Origin of the sequence: Modestobacter sp. VKM Ac-2979 (assembly GCF_026967995.1) — a bacterium.
Taxonomy (GTDB): Bacteria; Actinomycetota; Actinomycetes; order Mycobacteriales; family Geodermatophilaceae; genus Modestobacter.
Genome location: NZ_JAPVBO010000005.1, coordinates 500,141 through 520,697 on the forward strand (window position 1 = coordinate 500,141; position 20,557 = coordinate 520,697).

Annotated in this window: 20 protein-coding genes and 1 tRNA gene; 7 read left to right on the forward strand and 14 right to left on the reverse strand. The window is 70.3% G+C overall.

From position 1 onward, the window contains the following. The 3 genes from O2W15_RS17160 to O2W15_RS17170 all read left to right on the forward strand — a co-directional run bounded on the left by O2W15_RS17160 (position 1) and on the right by O2W15_RS17170 (position 4,642). Positions 1-3,327: a type I restriction endonuclease subunit R gene (locus tag O2W15_RS17160; RefSeq protein ID WP_269180250.1), complete on the forward strand. Its 3,327-nt coding sequence runs from the start codon at positions 1-3 to the stop codon at positions 3,325-3,327. A 793-nt stretch (positions 3,328-4,120) separates the two neighbouring features. Continuing rightward, a complete protein-coding gene (locus tag O2W15_RS17165; RefSeq protein ID WP_269180251.1) occupies positions 4,121-4,303 on the forward strand; it encodes a hypothetical protein in 183 nt (60 codons plus the stop codon). A 144-nt stretch (positions 4,304-4,447) separates the two neighbouring features. Continuing rightward, a complete protein-coding gene (locus O2W15_RS17170; protein ID WP_269180252.1) occupies positions 4,448-4,642 on the forward strand; it encodes a helix-turn-helix transcriptional regulator in 195 nt (64 codons plus the stop codon). A 1,184-nt stretch (positions 4,643-5,826) separates the two neighbouring features. Here O2W15_RS17170 and O2W15_RS17175 read toward each other — a convergent pair. After that, a complete protein-coding gene (locus tag O2W15_RS17175; RefSeq protein ID WP_269180253.1) occupies positions 5,827-6,747 on the reverse strand; it encodes a hypothetical protein in 921 nt (306 codons plus the stop codon). Positions 6,748-7,014: 267 nt separating this feature from the next. Between O2W15_RS17175 and O2W15_RS17180 the strand changes: the two genes are divergently transcribed. Continuing rightward, entirely contained in the window at positions 7,015-7,755 is a 741-nt protein-coding gene (locus tag O2W15_RS17180) for a hypothetical protein (protein WP_269180254.1), read from the forward strand. A gap of 256 nt (positions 7,756-8,011) precedes the next feature. Here the strand turns inward: O2W15_RS17180 and O2W15_RS17185 are convergent, their stop codons facing one another. The 3 genes from O2W15_RS17185 to O2W15_RS17195 form a co-directional block, all read right to left on the reverse strand. Further along, positions 8,012-8,557, reverse strand: coding sequence for a hypothetical protein (locus O2W15_RS17185; RefSeq protein WP_269180255.1), 546 nt, complete (start codon positions 8,555-8,557; stop codon positions 8,012-8,014). Positions 8,558-8,778: 221 nt separating this feature from the next. Further along, positions 8,779-10,014 (reverse strand): site-specific integrase, encoded by a 1,236-nt coding sequence (locus tag O2W15_RS17190; RefSeq protein ID WP_269180256.1) that lies wholly within the window; start codon positions 10,012-10,014, stop codon positions 8,779-8,781. Positions 10,015-10,093: 79 nt separating this feature from the next. After that, positions 10,094-10,166, reverse strand: a tRNA-Asn gene (locus O2W15_RS17195). Between the two features lie 181 nt (positions 10,167-10,347). On the opposite strand from O2W15_RS17195, the gene O2W15_RS17200 reads away from it, so the two are divergent. Next, positions 10,348-11,397 (forward strand): GGDEF domain-containing protein, encoded by a 1,050-nt coding sequence (locus O2W15_RS17200; RefSeq protein ID WP_269180257.1) that lies wholly within the window; start codon positions 10,348-10,350, stop codon positions 11,395-11,397. Between the two features lie 68 nt (positions 11,398-11,465). Next, positions 11,466-11,678, forward strand: a complete 213-nt coding sequence (locus O2W15_RS17205) for a hypothetical protein (protein WP_036333700.1) — start codon at positions 11,466-11,468, stop codon at positions 11,676-11,678. Between the two features lie 7 nt (positions 11,679-11,685). Here O2W15_RS17205 and O2W15_RS17210 read toward each other — a convergent pair whose 3' ends face one another. The 10 genes from O2W15_RS17210 to O2W15_RS17255 form a co-directional block, all read right to left on the reverse strand. Next, positions 11,686-12,246: a hypothetical protein gene (locus O2W15_RS17210; protein ID WP_269180258.1), complete on the reverse strand. Its 561-nt coding sequence runs from the start codon at positions 12,244-12,246 to the stop codon at positions 11,686-11,688. Then, complete coding sequence (gene dnaG / locus O2W15_RS17215; protein WP_269180259.1) at positions 12,243-14,627, reverse strand: DNA primase; 2,385 nt, start codon at positions 14,625-14,627, stop codon at positions 12,243-12,245. Before dnaG ends, O2W15_RS17210 begins: the two co-directional genes overlap by 4 nt. Then, positions 14,627-15,109 (reverse strand): hypothetical protein, encoded by a 483-nt coding sequence (locus O2W15_RS17220; RefSeq protein WP_269180260.1) that lies wholly within the window; start codon positions 15,107-15,109, stop codon positions 14,627-14,629. The genes dnaG and O2W15_RS17220 overlap by 1 nt, the downstream gene beginning before the upstream one ends. Before the next feature lie 8 nt (positions 15,110-15,117). Continuing rightward, on the reverse strand, positions 15,118-15,747 hold the full coding sequence (locus tag O2W15_RS17225) for a YdcF family protein (protein ID WP_269161990.1): 630 nt from the start codon (positions 15,745-15,747) through the stop codon (positions 15,118-15,120). Between the two features lie 70 nt (positions 15,748-15,817). After that, complete coding sequence (locus O2W15_RS17230) at positions 15,818-16,276, reverse strand: hypothetical protein (protein WP_269180261.1); 459 nt, start codon at positions 16,274-16,276, stop codon at positions 15,818-15,820. Positions 16,277-16,298: 22 nt separating this feature from the next. Beyond that, entirely contained in the window at positions 16,299-17,447 is a 1,149-nt protein-coding gene (dusB, locus tag O2W15_RS17235) for a tRNA dihydrouridine synthase DusB (RefSeq protein ID WP_269180262.1), read from the reverse strand. Positions 17,448-17,573: 126 nt separating this feature from the next. Beyond that, positions 17,574-18,986 carry a glycine--tRNA ligase gene (locus O2W15_RS17240; protein WP_269161987.1) on the reverse strand — a complete coding sequence of 471 codons (1,413 nt, stop codon included), beginning with the start codon at positions 18,984-18,986 and terminating at the stop codon, positions 17,574-17,576. A 79-nt stretch (positions 18,987-19,065) separates the two neighbouring features. After that, positions 19,066-19,329: a hypothetical protein gene (locus O2W15_RS17245; protein WP_269180263.1), complete on the reverse strand. Its 264-nt coding sequence runs from the start codon at positions 19,327-19,329 to the stop codon at positions 19,066-19,068. Between the two features lie 16 nt (positions 19,330-19,345). After that, a complete protein-coding gene (locus O2W15_RS17250; RefSeq protein ID WP_269180264.1) occupies positions 19,346-19,774 on the reverse strand; it encodes a DUF1622 domain-containing protein in 429 nt (142 codons plus the stop codon). A gap of 70 nt (positions 19,775-19,844) precedes the next feature. Beyond that, positions 19,845-20,117, reverse strand: a complete 273-nt coding sequence (locus O2W15_RS17255) for an antibiotic biosynthesis monooxygenase (protein WP_269161984.1) — start codon at positions 20,115-20,117, stop codon at positions 19,845-19,847. 66 nt (positions 20,118-20,183) lie between these two features. Between O2W15_RS17255 and O2W15_RS17260 the strand changes: the two genes are divergently transcribed. After that, positions 20,184-20,534 carry an ArsR/SmtB family transcription factor gene (locus O2W15_RS17260; RefSeq protein ID WP_269180265.1) on the forward strand — a complete coding sequence of 117 codons (351 nt, stop codon included), beginning with the start codon at positions 20,184-20,186 and terminating at the stop codon, positions 20,532-20,534. The last annotated feature ends 23 nt before the right edge of the window (positions 20,535-20,557 follow it).

A 20,557-nucleotide genomic window follows, 5' to 3' on the forward strand; every position in this document is an offset into this window, starting at 1 on the left:
ATGACGGGTGCGTACACGGAAGCAGGACTTGTCGAGGAACCGGCTTTGGAGTTGCTGGAGCAGCTCGGGTGGACGCACGTCAACGCCTTCGAGGAGTCCTTTGGCCCGGCCGGAACATTGGGCCGCGACTCGATGCACCAGGTGTTCCTAATCCACCGGGTACGGGACGCGCTGGCGGACCTGAACCCGCTGGTGCCCGACGTGATCCGCGAGGAGGCGCTGGGGGCACTCACGCGGGACCGGTCGCTCATGGACTGGGTACGCGCCAACCGCGAGGTCCACGCGCTCATCCGGGACGGCTACCGGGGTGAGTGGACCGACGAGAACGGCAGCCAGCAGTTCACAACTGTGCAGTACGTCGATTTCCGCGACTCGTCGAAGAACGATCTGCTTGCTGCCTCGCAGGTCTGGCTCGCCGGCCCTCTGCATCGCCGGCGCGCCGACACGGTGCTGTTCGTCAACGGCATCCCGCTCGTGCTGCTGGAGTTCAAGGAGCCGAACCGCCCGGTCAAGGCCGCCTACGACGAAAACCTGACCGACTACCGCGACACGATCCCGGCGCTTTTCATTCCAAACGGTTTCGTGCTGCTTTCCAACGGCCGGGAGGCGAAGATCGGGGCGACCTTCGCGCGTTGGGAGTTCTTCGGCGACTGGAAGGTGATCGACGCCGACGGTGCTCGGGGGGTGGTCGCGCTGGAGACGGCGCTGCGCGGCACCTGCGCCCCGCACGTCCTGCTGGACCTGATCGAGAACTTCGTCGCCTACATGGAACGCCCCGGTGGACTGATCAAGACGGTGGCCCGCAATCACCAGTACCTGGGGGTGAACGCCGCGATCGACAACCTGTACCGGGTTCGCGCGGCTGGCGACAAGCGGCTTGGCGTGTTCTGGCATACCCAGGGCTCGGGCAAGTCGCTGTCGATGCTGTGGTTCACCCAGAAGGTGCTGCGCCAGATCCCGGGGGCGTGGACCTTCGTGATGATCACCGACCGCACCGAGCTGGACGTGCAACTGCACGGCGAGTTCGCCGACGCCGGCGCGGTCGCGCCCGAGGCGAACGTGCACGCCACCTCCATCGCCCACCTACGCGAGCTGCTGGCCGCCGACCACCGCTACGTCTTCACGCTGATCCAGAAGTTCCAGCCAGCCAAGCGTGAGACGCAGATGCCGGTGCTCTCGGACCGCGCCGACGTCATCGTGATCACCGACGAGGCCCACCGCAGCCAGTACGACAAACTCGCCCTGAACATGCGCCTGGCCCTGCCGAACGCGTCATTCATGGGCTTCACCGGAACCCCGCTGATCGCCGGCGCGGAGGAGCTGACCCGCGAGCAGTTCGGCGACTACGTGAGCGTCTACAACTTCCGCGACGCCATCGAGGACGGCGCCACAGTCCCGCTGTACTACGAGAACCGCATCCCAGAGCTCCAGCTGGTCAACGAGACCTTCACCGAGGAACTCGAACAGCTGCTGGAAGCCGCCGAGCTCGACGAGGACGCCGAAGGACAGCTCGCGCGCAAGTTCGGCACCCAGTACACGTTGCTGACCCGCCCGGAGCGGCTGAAGAAGATCGCGAAGGACCTCGTGACGCACTTCGTCGGCCGTGGCTTCGCCGGCAAGGCGATGCATGTCGGGCTGGACAAGGCCGCCGCGGTAAGGATGTACGACCTGGTGCAGAGGGCGTGGGACGAGCACCTGGCCGAGCTGAAGGTCCAGCATGACGCTCTGCCCGTGCTGGAGCGGCCGTGGCTCGCTAGCCGGATCGAGTTCATGCAGACCACCGACATGGCCGTGGTCGTCTCGCAGAGCCAGAACGAGCTGGGGAACCTGGACCCGCTCGGCCTCGACATCCGACCACACCGAGCGCGGATGAATCGCGAGGATTTGGCCGAGAGATTCAAGGATCCGGACGACGCAGTGCGGTTGGTGTTTGTCTGCGCCATGTGGATGACCGGATTCGACGCCCCGAGCGTGTCCACCATCTATCTCGACCGGCCGATGCGCAACCACACCCTCATGCAGACGATCGCCCGCGCCAACCGCGTGTTTCCGAACAAGGACAACGGACTGATCGTCGACTACATCGGCGTCTTCCGGAACCTGGAGAAGGCGCTCGCGATTTACGGAGCCGCGAATACGGCCGCCGGCGTCGACTCACCGATCCAGGACGTCGACGCGCTGGTCGAGGCGCTCACCACCGCGATCGGGGACGTGATTGCCTTCTGCGCCGCGCAGAGCGTCGACCTGCCGGCCATGCGGGACGCGACCGGGTTCACGCACATCGCCCTGCGCGACGCCGTGGTCGAAGCGCTGCTCGCCGACGAGGAGACCCGCACGACGTTCATGGTGGGGGCCCGGCAGGTACGCAAGCTGTTCAAGGCACTGCTCCCCGATCCGCGCGCGGCCGCGCAGCAGCGCACCGTGGCCGCGATCCGCGTCGTGGCCGAACGCATTGCCGACGTCACCCGGTCGCCCGAGGCTGACATCACCGCCGTGGCCGACGCGGTGGACGCCCTGCTGGACCGCTCGGTCGGCGCGGAGGAGTACGTCATCCGGGCCGCCGCCGAGGGAGCCGATCCCGACCCGCTCATCGACCTGTCCCAGATCGACTTCGACGGGCTGGCGAGGCGGTTCGGTGACCGTAAGCGAGCCGAGACCGACCGGCTGGCGCAGCTGCTCAAGGGCCGCGCGGTGAGCGCTGCGACGCGGAACCCGACCCGGTACGACCTGGTGGAGCGCATCGAGAACCTGATCGCCGAGTACAACGCCGGCAGCGTGAACATCGACGAGTACCTGCGCCGGCTGATCGAGCTGTCGCGGACGCTGACCGACGAGGAGCAGCGGGCCGCTCGCGAGAATCTCACGGAGGAGGAGCTCGCCGTATTCGACCTGCTCACCAAGCCTGACCCGGTGCTCACCGACGATGAGCGCGCCGTGGTGCAGGCCAGCGCGAAGAAGCTGTTGTCCCATCTGCATGAGAAGCTCGTCTTCGACTGGCGCCGCAAAGTCGCCACCGCTGCTGACGTGCTCACCACGATCAGGCGGTCACTGGACGCAGATCTGCCCGTCGATCCGTATCCGCCCGAGGTGTTCGACACGAAGGTGCAGGCCGTGTACGACCATGTGCAGAGCGCCTACGGTGACGACGGCTCTAGCGTCTACACCTTGCGCGCGCTGCCGGCCGGTGAAGCCCGGGCGGCTGACGTGGCCACTGTCGCGCTGGATGTCGACCGCATCTCCGATGCCGTCGTGGAGCGAATCCGTGTCGATCCGGAGTTCGCAGCGCGGGTGGCCGTCGAACTCGACGCCTCGGGTAGCCGCACCTGAGCACTCGCTTCTCCATGACCTCCTCGAGGATTTTATAGACACGAGAGACGGCTTGCGCGTCTAAGAAACTCGGTACACCGTTTTGCGGTGGCGGCGAGGAGGAAGTGCAAGGAGTGCGGGCGAAGTTGGTTCACTCGCGTCGGCCGCCGGAGGGGCTTCTCGATTTGGGTGGTCTTCGAGCTGCGGGCGAAGGCGAGTAGTCCGAAGTGAACTCGGCAGCCAAAGCGGCGTAGAAGCCGATGGGCCATTCAGCTGAGGCTGACGACGACGCTGCCATCGATGACTGCCGTCCTGTGCGGGCACGGACTCCAGACAACGCAGCCGCCGGGAGCGCAAGCCAGGCGCTCTGAGCCCCCTCACAGCGTCACCCCGAACAAAATCCCCGTCCGACACACCTCCTGCACCCAGGCTTGTCGTTGCGTCGTGACGTATCGGGGTGACGTCGACTGGGACATCGGTCCTGACAGTGGCCAGCATGAGCAGGCGGCGGAACGCATCGATGGGGTTCGAGGCGCAGCGCCGAGTGGCGCTGCTGCAGGCGGGGCAGCCAAGCGCCTCACAGTCCGGTGATCCGGCAGCAGATGCGACTCAAGCGGTCGAGTCCGCTGCCCAGGCCCGGCGGCGCGCCGCGTCGACGTGCGGGTGGTGCGGAGGCCCAATCACCGTCAAGGCGACGGGACGGCTCCCGAAGTGGTGCTCGGCGTCCTGCCGGCAGCGAGCCTGGGAGCAGACTCGCGCCGCCACCTCGGGACGCTCGGCGATCCAGGTTGTCGAACGACGCGTGGAGACCCCGGTGCCCATCCCGCCGACCCGCCACGACTGGCCCCGCCTGCTCGATGAGCTCGTCACCCAGCTCGACGCCGGCCGCATCTACAACCGGGACCTGGACGAGCTGTCCCGTGCCCTGACCACGATCAGCGTTTCGATGACCCGCCGCCTCTATATCCGCAACCGGACAGCGCCCCGCCCGCACTGAGCACGACGTCGGGGTGACGTGCCAGTCAGCCGAGGGTGACACCACTCAGTCCGATGTCACCCCAACGCTGCTGGCAGCAACCGCACGACGGGCAGCGCCTCATCCAAGCGACCAGCTGCACTCGTCTTCGTCCGAGGAGATGCCATGACCATTCGCCTGTTGACCACCGAGGAAGTCGCCGCCCGATTCCGCACCAGCCCGGCCACGGTCCGCTACTGGCGTCACGTCGGCATCGGTCCTTCCGGCATCAAGGTTGGTCGTCGGGTGCTCTACGACGAGGCGGAGTGCGACCGGTGGTGGGAGACCAAGGTCGCGGCGTCGCTGCACGGCAGCCGCTGAGCCGATCGAGCCGCCAGCGGAGCGTGACTGCCCGCGGAAGGCACTGCCAGGTGGGCCGCCATAGCTCGACCCGGATGTCCTCCGGATCGACGACCTGGGACGAATCGACCGACACGCTCCCGTCCCGGGGCTCTCGACCACCTTTGCAACGCCAGCAACGTCCGTCCCCGAAGGCGGCCTATGGGACATGCGGTCCGATTGATGGATCGTCGTCCTCCAGCGACCTGGTGGCCCCGATCGGTCACCCGTTCGGCGGACCTTGCTCGACGCACCTCACTGGGAGTTGCCCCTTCAGGCTCGGTCCACCCAAGGTGTGGCCATGGAGGAACCAGCAGAGAGGCCGCAGAACCCCCATGCGGCGTCATCGGAGCGGATGCGTGAGCAGGACCGCGCCGGGGCCAGGGCTTTCGCGACCGCGCCGTTGGGTCCCTTCTTGCTGCGACAACTGCTCTGGGCGCTTGTCGGTGGCGTTCTCGGTTACCTGCTGGGCGGCTGGGTCTGGGCGCTGGTCATGTTCCTCGGCTGGGGTCTAGCAGCTCTGCCGGTCCGCTGGTGGTTCAGACGGAAGTACGTCAGTGGGCACACGGAGCCTCCACGCCAGCCCTAGGAGTCGAACGCGGACCGCTGTCCCTTGATGGGCCGCCTACGGACACGTCGTGGTGGCTCCTCAATGTTAGTTCGGCTGAGGCCCCTCATCGCGCTGGCTGTACCTGAGCGAACCGAAGTAGGACGCGCTGAGGCTCAGGCCGAGAACGACTTGGCCAGCAGCGATCCAACGCACCACGTGGTCCTCCGTGGTGACCAACTGGACGATCGCGAGAACAGCCAACAGCAGCCACAACCATGCCCCGAAGCGGGTGGAGCCTGACGCTCGTGTGCCGATGAGCCACCACGGGCGCTTGCCGCGTCGCTCTACTTGCCTCAGGCCCTGGTCCGCTCGATCGCCCTCGACTGTCACATCCGCATCGTGGTCGTTGCCTCATTCAGCGACAACTCCCATCACCCAACCGTGCTGCTCGTCAAGGGCGAGGCGGCGTCCCATAGTGGGCCGCCTAGGGACACGTAGCCCGACGCCCGCGCTGCATCGGCAGGGCGAACGTTGGTGGACGTGGTTCTAGGCCATCCGCTCGTGCAGGTGGTCGAAGAAGCTGGCGACCGTCCGCTCAGCGTCGGGCGCTACGAGTTCATACCCGCCGAACCGGTAGACGTCGTACCCGGCAAGCGGGAGCCGACGGTCCTCGGCGACCATCTCGCCGTACAGCCGGGGGCTGGCCTGGCCCGTCTGCTCGTCCACATAGTGCTGCCGGCCGTCGACCTCGATCACGACGCGGCTGCGGTCGGAGCAGGAAGTCCATCCGCTGGCGGGCCAAAGGCGAGCCGCTTGCGCCGCGTGCCCGGCGGGTCAAGGGGTCGTAGTGCAGATACACCTGCGGGATCAGCGCCGGGATGTCGAACCGGCCACCGGCGTAGCGCTTCAAGTAGGTGCGGAAGACAAGTTGTTCGGCCGGGTTGTCGAGGCTGGCTTGCAGGCGAGCGCACAGGCGGTGGCCCACCTCGCGGTCGTCGACCCCGGCGGCGATCGACTCGCGGTCCCGCCACCAGTCGATCAATGCCTGGAAGGTCAGTCCCTCGGCCCCGATGGGCCGGTCGTAGATCAGGCAGAACTGGGCATTGCGGGTGATCTCCACGTTGTTGCTGACGGCGTCGCGCAGCACCAATTCGGGCTTCGGCCCGTTGGCCGCAAAGATGAGGTTCTTGACCCCGCCCTGAACGCCGCCGGACGACCGGCGGTACACCGCGATGAGGTCCGGCAGCTGACCGACCTGCACGTCCGGGCGGTCAACAACGCGCTGCGACAGATCGATCAGCTGCGCCAGCGACCAGTCCCGAGTGACGTCCCTGACGTGATCCCGCTTGTACCAGTCTTCCGGCGGGAGCTCGTCGCGGGAGACGAGGCGCAACTCCTCAGAGAGCACGATCCGCAGGTCGGTCTTCGTGTAGGTCATCAGCGCGTCCTCCAGGGCCGCCCTGACCGTCCGCTCGGAGACAACGAGAGGCACGTTGTCCTGCTGGACGATGTTGATCGACCATGGCCAACCGCTCATGGGTCGAGTGTGTCGTAGACCCCTGACAACGAGCGAGCGCTCCATGACACCTGGTTCAGCAACGTACCCGCTAGCTACCCGCTTGTACGCAGGCGGGGAAGACGACGCTGCTGAACGGCCTGTGCGCCGCGATCTCGGCGCAGGAGCGGGTGATCACCTGCGAGGAGGTCTCGTCTTGTCGCTCCTTGCGGTTAGCGTCTTCAGCGCGACACGGTCCTTACTTCCTTTCCCCCGCCTCCGCGAAGCCCGCATGATCGGAATCATGGCATGACCGAATCTCAAGTCCCGACCGACTTCTTCTCGACCGCAGCTCAGGTCATACCAGTGTTTCTGGTCTTGCTTGCGGTGGACGCTCGGCGCTCCTGGAGTGACCCTCCGCAAGGGGGCGGGGGCTTGGTCTTGCGCATACTGACGCTTACTTTCGCCATCATCGCAGAGATGGTCGCCCTCTTTGCCCTACTGTTAGGCGGCTACGGCAACTCGGGCGTCTCAGATGTCGCCTACCTGGCTCTAGCCATCGCCCTCCTCTTCTTCATTGCGGGCATGCTGGTCTGCATTCTTGCTGGCTTCATCCAGAGGGAATGGTCCGAGGCTGCATCAGTTGTTCGCAAGAGCGCCACGCTCATCTCTGCGGCATCCCTCTGGACGGCGATCTACGTGTGGGTCTACTTGAAGGGCGGAGCCACTGTCCATGGCTTCTACTTGATTGCATCTGTTCTCGCCGCGAACGCGCTCCTGTGGTGGCACTTCGCCAAGAGCGAGGGTGACGCAAAAACAACTAACAGCGAGCCGGATGCGGACCAGCGCAGCGGTGTGCCGGAAGCCAAAGCCGACCCGACAGGTGGCGCGCACGGCGACCCGGTCGCTGGTGAAGAACACCGAGCGGTCGGCGGTGACGTCGGCGTCCCGCCGGACGGCGGTGACCACTCGCTGGCCGGCAGTCCCCAAATCGTTCCGACCGTGGCCTCCGGTGAAGTCAGCCCCGGGACCCCGAAGATCATGCGGTAGGTCGGTTGAATCGGGTCCGGCTGGAGCAGCGGCTTGCCCGAGCCGGTGGCCTCCGGCGAGGAGTCCTCGGACAGCTCGGAAGTGACGACGGAAAGGCAGGCGACCTTGCGGGTGACGAAATCGACCTCGGCAGTGGTCAGGTCGGGCATCGGGATCCCCCCGCCCCCCTCCCCCCTCCCCCCCAAGTCACCGACACAGTCCCCGCCGTGGCGCAGGAGGCGCCAGCCCGAGTGCGCCGCTACGGGACGGGCGGTGGTCACTCGGCCGGCGCGAACAACCTCAGCGCTTCGACCTGGTCCTGCTCCAGGACCAACCGAGGATTGACCGGCTTCGGATAGATCTCAGCCTGCGCCCACAGTGCGGTCCGAACGCTCGAGGCCGTGCCGACCTTTCTGCCGCCTGCGAGCAGGTGATCCCGCAATCCCACGGCATCGAAAAGGTAGACGCTGTCGATGCGCCATGCCCGCGTTCCGCCAAGCGAACTCGTCGCCGCACCAACCGGGCCGGTCATCACCAAATACTCGTCCGGCATCAGCGGCGACGTCAGGTCGAGGATGCCCTCTCGCCGCAGATACCACTTCACGTTGACCGAACGCCCCTCAAGCGGACCGAAGCGGAAGTGGCCGTCCCAAGCGGCCGCGGAGGCTGACTGCTCGAGCTCCACATCGAAGATCTCGGCAGCTATCCACTCCCCGAGGTGGCCTGACGTCATCGGTCGCCCGATGTGCGCCGCAATCTCCCCGTCAATGCGGTTGCGCTCCCTGAGCAGGTCCGCGATCCGCCGCAGCTCCTCAAGCTTCACCGGCCCAGTCTGCGCCGCGATGCCATCGCACCGCCCCCGCATCGGCGGACCGTCGCAGCTACGGCAGGAGGTCACACCAGCCACCCTCGACCCTGTCCCATAGTGAGCCGCTTTGGGACACCCGGCGTCTCCGCCCGTCCTGCCGCAGCCGACGAACGGTGGCGGTCACGCCAGTAGTGGGCGTCGATTCGGTCGCGTGCCCGACGGAGCAGGCGACCCGATCAACGGCCGAGCACGCGGGCCGCCTCGGCGCTGACTACTTGGCGGCCGAAGTAGACGTCCAGGGTCATCGACGGGTTCGCGTGGCCGAGCTGGTCGGCCACCTGACGCGGGGTGAACCCGGCCTCATCCAGCCGCGTCGCGACGGTCTTGCGGAAGGTGTGCGAGGTGACCCACGACCAAGGCCCCTCGGCGCAGCGGACCGGGCGACCGGCCGCGGTCCGGCTCGCCGCCGGCTGGAAGCCGGTCCCGTCGCAGACCTCGCACTCGAAGGAGTCCAGCAGCTGGCGCAGGTCACCCGACACGCTGTTCGGGTCGCGTAGCGTCCCGGCGAACGGCGCGGGGAAGACCAGCTCGGTGTCCGGCCGGTGGGGTGACGCAAGCCGGCGGCGCACCATGTCCACCGCGAACTCGGGCACCGCGATGATCCGCCAACCGGCGGCGGTCTTGGTCCGCGACTGCACGACCATGCCCTGGTTGGGCACCCGCACCGCGGTGGCGTTGACCTCCCACGTGCCGGCGTTCAGGTCCAGCAGCGGCCGGCCGGCGGTCTCCCCCGTCCGCAGCGCCACCGCTTCCCCGATCCGAGCGCCGGTGGCCAGCATCCAGTCGACGATGTCGGGGAGATCCAGTTCGGCCGCGCGCGGGCTGGAGTAGAGCAGCTCGACCAGCCGGGCGGTCTGCTCGGCAGTCAGCGCCCGAGGTGCCTTCTTGGCGGTGGTGTCGATCCGGACGGTCGCGTCGCGCACGGGGTTGGCACCGATGGCGCCGTCGTCGATGGCGAGGGAGAACATGCCGGACAGGCAGGCGCGGGCGGTCTTGGCGGCACCGGGCCCGCTGCTCTTGGCGATCGCGGTGAGCGCCCGGCCCACCCGACCGGGGGTGACCTCCTGCAGCGTCAGCTGGCCGAAGGCGGGGAGAACCGAGGTGCGGATCACCGAGCGGTAGGTGCGTTCGGTGCCGGTCGACCAGCCGTGGTCAGCAGCCAGCCACGCCTCGACGAGTACGGACACCCGGGAGCCGGCGGTGATGACCCCGGCTCCCCCGGGCCCGCGGCGGGCGGCCAGCTCGGTCTTCAGCGCCCGCTCAGCGGCGGCACGCGAAGCACCGGTCTTGGAGACCAGCCGGGTGCGCCCGTCGAAGTCCCGGAACCGGGCGCGGGCCTGCACCTCGCCGCTGGACAGGAGCAGGAAGCCGACCTTGCCGAACGTGCCCACCGGCAGCGGTGGTCGTCCCATGCGGCACCGCCCCTCACCGGTTTCCGATGAGTTGATGATGCCTGATCCGAAGCTCCAGAGCCATAAGCCCTGGTCAGAGCTCCCCCGATAGGACTTGAACCTATAACCCTGCGATTAACAGTCGCATGCTCTGCCAATTGAGCTACGGGGGATCGGCGGGTGGTGCCCGCGCGCCCTCAGAGATTACCCCACCCCCGGGCCGGTCTCGGGCCGGGGGGTGGCACCCGGCGGGTCGCATCCCCGGCACCCGCCCGGGTGAGGACGGTCAAGCCGGGCGTGACCGCTGCCGACGCTCTGTGTATGCGGGAGCTGGGTGAGCGAGCAGTGGCGTGCGTGGGCCGCCACATCGAGTGGCGCGCCGTCACGCTCCTCGCCATCTGCCTGACCGGCAGCATCCCGCTGTTCGTGGTCAGCGGCTTCCAGCGGTCGATCGGCGCGCACGCCGACGCCCGGCTCGCCGCCCTGGGCGCCTCGATCTGGGGGTGCATGGCCGGCTACGTCGCCATCCGCCGTCGACTGGGGCCCCGGGACGGCGCCGTCATCATCGGCGCGGCCAGCACGGTCATGATCGTCGAGGGCCTCTGCCAGGAGGAGCTCACCGTCCGCTGGCTGTGTGCTGCGGCGCTGGTGGTGGTGCCCGTGGCCGCCGCGATGCTGCTCCGGAGCTGGGCCGTGGTCGTCACCACGGCCGTCGCGGTGACGGGCGTGGTCGCGATCAGCCTGACGCTGCCCACCCCACCGCTGCTACGGGTCTACTCCGCGCTGACGATGTCCGTCATGGTGCTGGCCCCGATCACCGTCGTCACGATCCTGGTGCGCCGCATGCAGGCCGCCCGCGACCTGGCCCGCACCCTGGCGGTGACCGACCCGCTGACCGGGCTGTCCAACCGCCGCGGCATCGAGGCCCGCGCCGGCTCCGTCCTGGCCGCCGCCGGCGCAGCCGGTGAACCGGTGACCGTGATGGTGCTGGACCTCGACCACTTCAAGACGGTGAACGACACCCATGGGCACGCCGTCGGCGACCGGGTGCTGACCGAGGTCGCCGGCGCGATGACCCGGGGCGCCCGCGCCGACGACCTGCTCGTCCGCCTCGGCGGGGAGGAGTTGGGCTGGGTCGCCCACTTCCCCGGCCCGGAGGAGGTCGCGCGGGCCGCGGAACGCCTGCTCGCCGCCGTGCGCGACCTGTCGGTGCCCGACGTCCCTCCGGTCACCGTCAGCATCGGGGTGGTCACCTCGGAGCCGCCGCCTGGCCACAGCCCGGTCGACGCGGTCCTCTCCCTGCTCAGCACCGCCGACCGGGCGCTGTACCAGGCCAAGCGGGCCGGTCGCGACCGGATCGCCTACGCCGCCGACCGGCCGCGCGAGCTGAGCCCGACCTCCTGAGCTCGACGGGTCGGAACCCCGCTGGGCCGGTAGCGTGATCACTTCCGCCCCAACCCAGGAGGTCCCCCGTGGCCAAGCTGTCCTTCCTCGCCGGCTTCGGTGCCGGTTACGTCCTCGGTGCCAAGGCCGGCCGTGAACGCTACGAGCAGATCCGCCGCGTCTACAACCACGCCAAGGACGACCCGCGCCTGCAGACCGCCGCCGGCGTGGCCCAGGCACGCGCCGACGCCGCCGTCGACTCGGTGAAGCACCGGCTGGGGAACGAGACCGGCAGCAACTGACCGCCGGTCAGCGGCTCGGGTCGTCGGCGTCCACCGCGGCGGCCAGGCGGTCGCGGGCGACCTGGCGGGCCACCGGATCATCCCGGTCGGCGTCGTCGTCGAAGACCACGGTCCACTCCCGCGCCGCCTGGCCGGGCACCCGGCGGGCCACCAGCAGCACCCCTCCCCCCGTGGGCAGCGGATGCCGCTGGCTGGTCACCACGGTGCGGTCGACCCGGGAGCGCAGCACGCCGGGCAGCCCCCCGGCCTCGCGCAGCACGTGCCGCTGCGGAGCCTGGCGGGCCTGCACCCCGGGCTCCACCTCGACCAGCGGCGTCACCACGAAGGTGCCGCCCGCACCGGCCGCACTCCACCGTGCGGTGCCGATCTCGTGCCACGCCAGCAGGGTCGCGCCCTCGCCCGAGCCGGCCGGGACGACGCGCAGGCCGCGCGAGGTGGCCACGGTCCAGCCGCCGTCGACCCGCTCCCCCCACGCCAGGGCACGCTCCTCGGCCTCCGCGTCCAGCGCCGCGCGCACCGGCTCCGGCGGGCGGGCGAACCTCCCGCGCACCCGCTCGATCAGGCTCACGGGGTCAGCCCGCCGGACGCGCGCTTGCGCAGCGAGATGGCCAGCTGCTCGAGGTCCATCAGCTTCTTGAACGCCCGCATGTACTCGTCCTGAGCCTCGATCGGGTTGGTCCGCTGCAGCTTGCCCTTGAGCGCGGCGATCTCCCGGACGGTGGCCATCTCGTGCAGCCGGGCCATCAGCGCGTTCACGTACGTCGGGTCGTTCTCCCCCACCGCGTGCAGCGGCTCGACGGCCAGCGCGGTCAGCATCGCCTTCGCGGTGTCCCGGTCGCAGTGCGCCGTCACCTCCTCCAGCCACGCCGCCCCGGTCGTCGTCGCCCCGGCCGCTCCCCCGGCGGCCGACACCGCCGCGGCGACCGCGGCGTAGTCGGGGTGCGTGTAGGAGCTCGGCTCCACCGCGTCGAACTGCGGCCCGGCGATCTCCGGGCACTGCAGGGCGGCCTTCACCGCCTCTCGCTCCACCTCGATCGCGGCGTCGTCCGGCGTCCGCTGCGGCGTGCGCGGGCGGGACCTCGGGCGCTCGCCGCCGTTCTCCCCGGCCAGCTGCCGCACCCGGGCCACGACCTCGGTCTCGTCGGGCAGGCCGAGCAGGCCGGCCAGCCGGCGGGCGTACGCCGGGCGCAGCGCGTGGTCCTTGATCTGGGCGAGCAGCGGCGCCGTCTTGTCCAGGGCAGCGACCCGGCCCTCCACGGTGTCCAGGTCGTACTCGGCCAGATGCGTCCGCAGCACGAACTCGATCAGCGGCGTGCGCCGGCCGATCAGGTCACGGACGGCGGCGTCCCCGTGCGCCTGGCGCAGTTCACACGGGTCGCGGCCCTCCTGCTCGACGGCGACAAAGGTCTGCGCGACGAAGCGCTGGTCCTCCTTGAACGACTTCATCGCCGCCGCCTGACCGGCCGCGTCGCCGTCGAAGGTGTAGACCACCTCCCCGCGGAACTCGTCCTGGTCCATCAGCAGCCGGCGCAGCACGTTGATGTGCTCGGGCCCGAAGGCGGTGCCGCACGAGGCCACCGCCGTGGTCACCCCGGCGACATGGCAGGCCATCACGTCGGTGTAGCCCTCGACGACGACGGCCTGGTGGTTGCGGGCGATGTCCCGCTTGGCCCGCTCCACGCCGTAGAGCACCGAGCTCTTCTTGTAGAGCGGGGTCTCCGGGGTGTTCAGGTACTTGGGGCCGGGGTCGTCGTCCATCAGCTTGCGGGCGCCGAAGCCGATGACGTCGCCGGTCAGGTCGCGGATCGGCCAGAGCAGCCGGCGGTGGAACCGGTCGATCAGCGTGCCGCGGGAGGACTCCTTGGCCAGCCCGCCGGTGACCAACTCGCTCTGGGTGTAGCCGAGGCCGCGCAGGTGCCGGGTCAGGGTGTCCCAGCCGCCGGGGGCGTAGCCGCAGTTGAAGTCCAGGGCCACTTGCCGGTCGAAGCCGCGGTCGGCGAGGAACGACCGGGCCGGTGCGGCCTCCGGCGTCATCAGCTGGCTGGCGTAGAACTCCGCGGCGGCGGCGTTGGCCGCGACCAGCCGGGCTCGCTGGCCGGCGTGCGCGCGGTCCGGGCCGGCGGTGGCCCGGCCGCCGTCGTCCTCGTACTGCAGCTGCACCCCGGCGCGGCCGGCGAGCAGCTCCACCGCCTCGGAGAAGGAGAGGTGGTCGATCTCCTGCACGAACCGGATGACGTCGCCACCGACCCCACACCCGAAGCAGTTCCCGGTGAGCAGGTTGTCCTCGAGCGTGAAGGCGTGCGTGCCTGGCACCTCCGCGCAGAACACCTCCTCCACCCGGTCGCTCCACTCGACCGACTGGACCACCCAGTTCGGCTGACCCGGCCCGCCAGATGTTCTAGGTGAACCGGTGGCCTGACTGCCACTGGCGACCGCGCCAACAGCAGCCAGCTCCGACGCCTCCGCGAACGAGTTCGAGAGCCGGTCACCGGGCTTGAGGTCCTTGGTGAGCTTCTCGCGGCGCTCCTGGCGAAGAGCGCCCGACGGCACGAACCAGCGGTGCTCGTCGGTGGCGTGCACGATCTTGGTGCGCCCGTTGCGGCTGAGGGTGAGGCGCATGAGTCGCTGGATGCCGTAGCTGCGGAAGGGCGCCTCGACCCAACCGCCGTCGCCGTTCAGCACGCGGACGGTCTTGCCTGCCAGCTCCCGGATGGGGACGGTGCCGTCCTCGGTGAGCACCCCCGTCTCCCCGGCCAGGCAGTGGTACAGGCCCCTTGAGGGCGTGACCTGGAAGGACGGCGACTTCTCGTCGTGGAACGGGCAGAGGCCCTTGAGGCTGCCGCCGCCGGCGCGCTTGAGCTGCAGGTGCTCGCCGATGATGTCGTCGATCTTGGTGCGCTCACGGACCAGCGCGATGTCCGCAGCGCGGATGCGCCCCCGCCCGGCCATCAGCTCGCCGCTCCGGCCGTCATCGTGCGCCGGCCCAGCACGAACTCGAACCACAGCAGGAAGACTGCGTGGTCGAGAGCCAGACCCGGTTCGACGGTCAGCGTGGGGCGCGGCGACCAGCGGCCGGTGGTGCCGCTCTCGGCCAGCGGCCGGCCGCCGGTGCGGTAGCAGCGGGGCGGCTTCCACCACGACGCCGCCGTCACCTCGACCGGGGTGCCCTCCAGCTCCGCCGCCCAGGTGTTCTTCCAGATCGAGACCTGGCGGGCGCGCAGCCGCACGCTCTCCGCCGGCTCCTGGGCCCAGCGACCGACCAGCTCACGGTTGCCCTGCCGCCGGAAGGCCCAGTGCCGGTCCCCCACCTCCGCGGTGGCGGCCTCCTTCCAGTTGGCCGCGCGCAACGTCGCGACCACGGCACCGTCGGCCAGCACCGGGACGGTGCCCCGCTCGGTTCCGTGCGACCCGCTCTTGCCCAGCTCCAGCACGGTGCTCCTCAGCCGATCCCGGGCGCTCCGGCGACGCTCTCGCCGGTCGCGCGGTAGAGCAGGTAGGCGGCGGTCTCCCGCAGGATGTAGCGGAACTGGGTGGCCCGGGTCTGCACGGCCGGCCCCTGCCGGGTGGGCGAGCTCGCGGCGTCCAGCCCGGCGTCCTCGGCCATCCGCTCGGCGCGCATCGCGTGCCACGGGTCGCTGACCAGGACGGCGCTGTTCCAGTCCCGATCGGCGAACTCCGCAGCCACCGCGCGCACGCTCTCCAGGGTGTCGACGCCCTCGGGCACGGCCAGCAGTGCGTCTTCCGGCACGCCGTTCTGCGCCAGGTAGTCGCGGCCCGCCTCGGCCTCGGTGGTCGTGTCGCCGGTCGCCTTGCCGCCCACGGTCACGACCACCGGGGCCACCCCCTCCTCGTACAGCTCCCGCGCGTGCTCCAGCCGGGCCTCGAAGATCGAGGACGGGACGCCGTTGTACTGCGCCGAGCCGAGCACCACGATCGCGTCGGACGTGGGCCGCGCGTCCTGCCGGGCGATCCACCAGATGGCCGTGGCCGTGGACGCGGCCAGCAGCAGGGCCGCCGTCACCGCTGCCCCGAGCACCCGGACGCCCAGTCGCCCCGCCACCGCTGCCACCCGTCATGGGTACCACGGTCGGCCGACACCGGTGACACCCCTGGGGACGGTGTGCCGACCACTGCCGGGCTCATCCCGCGGTGCTGGTCCCGCAGACCCTCGTCCCGCTCTCAGGCACGACCGTCAGCGTCGTGGTGGTGACCGCGCCGTCGTCGTCCCAGCGGACGTCGACCAGCTGCACCGGCTCCCCGTCGACCTCGCTGCCACGGGAACCGACCACCTGCGGGTCGCCCGGCTGCAGGTACTCGGCGGCCAGGTCGACGGGGGCCACCCGGGCGCGCTCCGCGTCGCACAGGAGGCCGTGGGACGTCTCCAGGTCGCCCTGGCTCAGCGCGGCGGCGAACACCCCGGCCACCTGGCGAGCCTGGTCTTCACCGGACCCCTTGAAGACCGGCATCAGCGCGACCATGAGCACCCCCAGCAGCACCGTGCCGCCGAAGATGACCACCAGCAGCTTGTTGTGGTTCCTGGGGGTACCCGTGTGCAGCGGCGCCGGGTCGTCGTCGTAGAGGAAGGGACCCTGGGTCACCGCTGTGCTCCTGTCGTGGGGCTCATCCGCCGCTGACCAGCAGCTCGGCGCCGGCCGGGGGCCGGGGGTCGTCCCGGTCGGCGAGCCAGCCCTCGGGGAGGGCGACCGGCCGCGGCGGCGTGGTGCGCCCCCGCGGGGCACCGAGCACGCCCTCGGGGTAGGGCTGGTCGGGGATCCCGTCGAGCAGACCGGCCAGCTCGTCGAGCCCGGAGACCATGGCCAGTGCGCGCCGCACGTCGGAGGGGACCGAGAAGCCCTTCAGGTACCAGGCGACGTGCTTGCGGAAGTCGCTGCAGCCGTGCACCTCGCCCTGGTCGGCCGCGAGCAGGGTGGCGTGCCGGTGCATGACCTCGGCCACCTGCCGGAAGGTGGGCAGCGTGCGGTGCGGCGAACCGGCGAACGCAGCGGCCAGGTCGCCGAACAGCCACGGGCGACCCAGGCAGCCCCGGCCCACCACGACGCCGGCGCAGCCCGTCTCGGCCACCATCCGCAGCGCGTCGTCGGCCTCCCAGAGGTCGCCGTTGCCCAGCACCGGGATGGCGACCTCCTCCACCAGCCGGGCGATGTGCGACCAGTCGGCGGTGCCGCTGTAGAGCTGGTCGGCGGTGCGCCCGTGCAAGGTGATCGCCGCGGCGCCCTCGTCCTGCGCGATCCGGCCGGCGTCCAGGTAGGTGACGTGCTCGGCGTCGATGCCCACCCGCGTCTTCACCGTCACCGGGACGTCGCCGGCGGCCTGCACCGCGGCCCGCACGATGTTGCCGAACAGCCGGCGGCGCCACGGCAACGCCGAACCGCCGCCCTTGCGGGTCACCTTGGGCACCGGGCAGCCGAAGTTGAGGTCGATGTGCGCCGGGCGGGTGCCGGCGACCTGCTCGTCGACGAGCATCTCCACCGCCCGCCCGACGGTGGCCGGGTCGACGCCGTACAGCTGCACGCTGAACGCGTCGGCCTCCCCCGGGGCGGCCTGCACCATCTTCAGCGTCTTGGCGTTGCGCTCGACCAGCGCCCGCGTGGTGATCATCTCGCAGACGTAGAGGCCCGCACCGAACTCCCGGCACAGCGTGCGGAAGGCCGGGTTGGTGATCCCGGCCATCGGCGCCAGCACCACCGCCGGGTCGACCGTCAGCGACCCCAGCTGCAGCGCCGGCGCGCGCTCGAGGGTGCTGGTCACGACGTCCAGGGTAGGTGGCTCGGCTGTGTGCCCGGGCTCACGGCCGGGTCCGCCAGATCGGGCCGGTGGCTGCCTCCTCGCGGAGGAGACAGCCACCGGCCCGGTCTCGACCCGAGGGGCGCGGTGTCAGCAGCCGGGCAGGCGGGCGGCGAGGTAGCCGGGGACGGCGTCCAGGCCGATGCGCTCCTGGGCCATCGAGTCCCGCTCCCGGATGGTCACCGCGTCGTCCTCGAGGGTGTCGAAGTCGACGGTCAGGCAGAACGGTGTGCCGATCTCGTCCTGCCGGCGGTAGCGGCGGCCGATCGCGCCGGCGTCGTCGAAGTCGACGTTCCAGTTGCGCCGCAGCGTCGCCGCCAGGTCACGGGCCTTGGGCGAGAGGTCGGCGTTGCGGGACAGCGGCAGGACGGCGGCCTTCACCGGCGCCAGCCGCGGGTCGAGCTTGAGCACCGTGCGGGTGTCGACGCCGCCCTTGGCGTTGGGCGCCTCGTCCTCGGTGTACGCCTCGACCAGGAAGGCCATCAGCGAGCGGGTCAGCCCGGCCGCCGGCTCGATGACGTACGGCGTCCAGCGCGCACCGGAGGCCTGGTCGAAGTAGGAGAGGTCGGTGCCGGAGTGCTCCGAGTGGGTCTTCAGGTCGAAGTCGGTGCGGTTGGCGATGCCCTCGAGCTCGCCCCACTCCGAACCGGTGAAGCCGAACCGGTACTCGATGTCGACGGTGCGCGTCGAGTAGTGGCTCAGCTTCTCCTTCGGGTGCTCGTAGTGCCGCAGGTTGTCCGCCGCGATGCCCAGGTCGGTGTACCAGGCGGTGCGGGCGTCGATCCAGTACTGGTGCCACTCCTCGTCGGTGCCGGGCTCGACGAAGAACTCCATCTCCATCTGCTCGAACTCGCGGGTGCGGAAGATGAAGTTGCCCGGGGTGATCTCGTTGCGGAAGGACTTGCCGATCTGGCCGATGCCGAACGGCGGCTTCTTGCGCGCGGCGCCCATGACGTTGGCGAAGTTCACGAAGATGCCCTGGGCGGTCTCCGGGCGCAGGTAGTGCAGCCCCGACTCGTCCTCGACCGGGCCGAGGTGGGTCTTCAGCATCATGTTGAAGTCGCGCGGCTCGGTCCAGGAGCCCGTCACGCCGCAGTTCGGGCAGCTGATGTCGGCCAGCCCGTTCTCCGGCAGCCGCCCCTTCTTCTCCTCGAACGCCTCCTCGAGGTGGTCGGCGCGGAACCGCTTGTGGCAGTTCTGGCACTCGGTCAGCGGGTCGGTGAAGACACCGACGTGACCGGAGGCGACCCAGGTCTGGCGGGGCAGGATCACCGAGGAGTCCAGGCCGACGACGTCGTCCCGGCTCTGCACGACGGTGCGCCACCACTGCTTCTTGATGTTCTCCTTCAGCTCCACGCCCAGCGGCCCGTAGTCCCAGGCCGAGCGGGTGCCGCCGTAGATCTCACCGGACGGGAAGACGAACCCCCGACGCTTGCAGAGGTTGACCACCTTCTCCAGGCGAGCGGGGTCGGCGGTACGGGCGGGGGCGGTGTCGCTGGGCACGGGGGCTCCATCCGGCTGGGGTGTCGGCGAGTGACCCCCAGACGTTAGCCGCCGGTGCGCCGCCGCCCGGCCACGGGCGTCACCTCCCGGCGGCGGTCGGCACCCGCCGGTCCGCCCCCAGCGCGTGCATCACCAGCTTCCGGACGGCGATCACCAGAGCGACGCCCAGCAGGCCGCGGAACGTGAGCTCGCCGGCGAGCCGGATCAGGCCGGCGGCGATCAGGAAGTCCAGCAGCACGCCGAACGCCAGCAGGACGTCGCGCAGCCGCACCAGCGTGATCAGGCCGGAGACCAGGCCCAGCACGGCCACCAGCAGTGCGGCGTCCTCCAGCAACGGGCTCATGCCGGCTCGCCCCGGGTCACGTCCGGTCACCGCCGTCGCGTTCCCTCTCCTCGTTCTTCTCGACCTCTTCGCGTTCCTCGGCGATCTCCTTGCCCAGGAAGTAGTTCAGCGCGGTCCGGATGGCCGCGATCGCGGCGAGTTTGCCGATCTCGGCGAAGGACGGCGCGATGGCGGTGCGCAGGACGTCGCTGGCCAGCTGGAACTCCAGGCCGAGCAGCAGGTAGCGGGCCAGCCCCAGCCGGACCCGGACGAACTCGTCGCGGTGCCGGCCCCGCACGGCCGCGCGGACGAACTGCACGGCGGCGATCACCGCACCGACGAAGATCACGACCGCCCCGGCGGCCTCGACCAACCGGATGAACAGGTTCACGTAGCTCCGCAGCAGCTCCTCCGAGAGGAAGGAGTGCGGGAACCCGGTCGCTTCTTCTGCCGCCAGCACGTCCACCGGGCAGTCCTGCCCCGACCACAGCCGGGCTACTCCCCGGGGGCCTGCGCGAGGCCGCGCTGCCCTGAGGTCAGTCGGTGAGGTAGACGCCCGGCTCGTCGAGGGCGTGCACCCACACCGGGGCGCCGGCGATCTTCACCTCGGCCGCGGACAGGCCCCGACGGTAGGCACCGACGCCGTCCCAGCGGGTGCAGAGGGCGAACAGCTGCGGGTCGTCGGCGGCCCGGCCCAGCTCGCCATCGAGGAAGCCGGGGCGGGCCCGCAGGGCGGCGAGCAGTTCGTCGGCGGCGGCCAGGAAGGCGGGGACGTCGTCGGCGACGCGCAGGCGGGTCACGGCGAACACCGGGCACCTCCCTCCTCGACGCGACAAGAGTTGACAACCGTTCTCAGGCGCTCGGACCATGGTGCCATGTCCACGTCCGTGACCCCGTCCTCCCGGCCCGGGTCCCGGAGCGTCCCCGCCGACGTCCAGGCCGCCAGCGAGCTGCTGGCCGCGCTCGCCTCGCCGTTGCGGATGTCGATCGTGACCCTGCTGGACGAGCACGGTTCCCGCTGCGTGCACCAGCTGGTCGACGCGCTGGGGGTGCCGCAGCCGCTGGTCTCCCAGCACCTGCGGGTGCTGCGCGGCGCCGGCCTGGTGACCGGCGTCCGCCGGCACCGCGAGGTCGACTACCGCCTGGTCGACGGGCACGTGGCGCACATCGTCCGGGACGCCCTCGCGCACGCCGGCCACGCCACCGAGTCCCCCGACACCGCTTGACGGCCCCCTCGCAGGGACCCGCT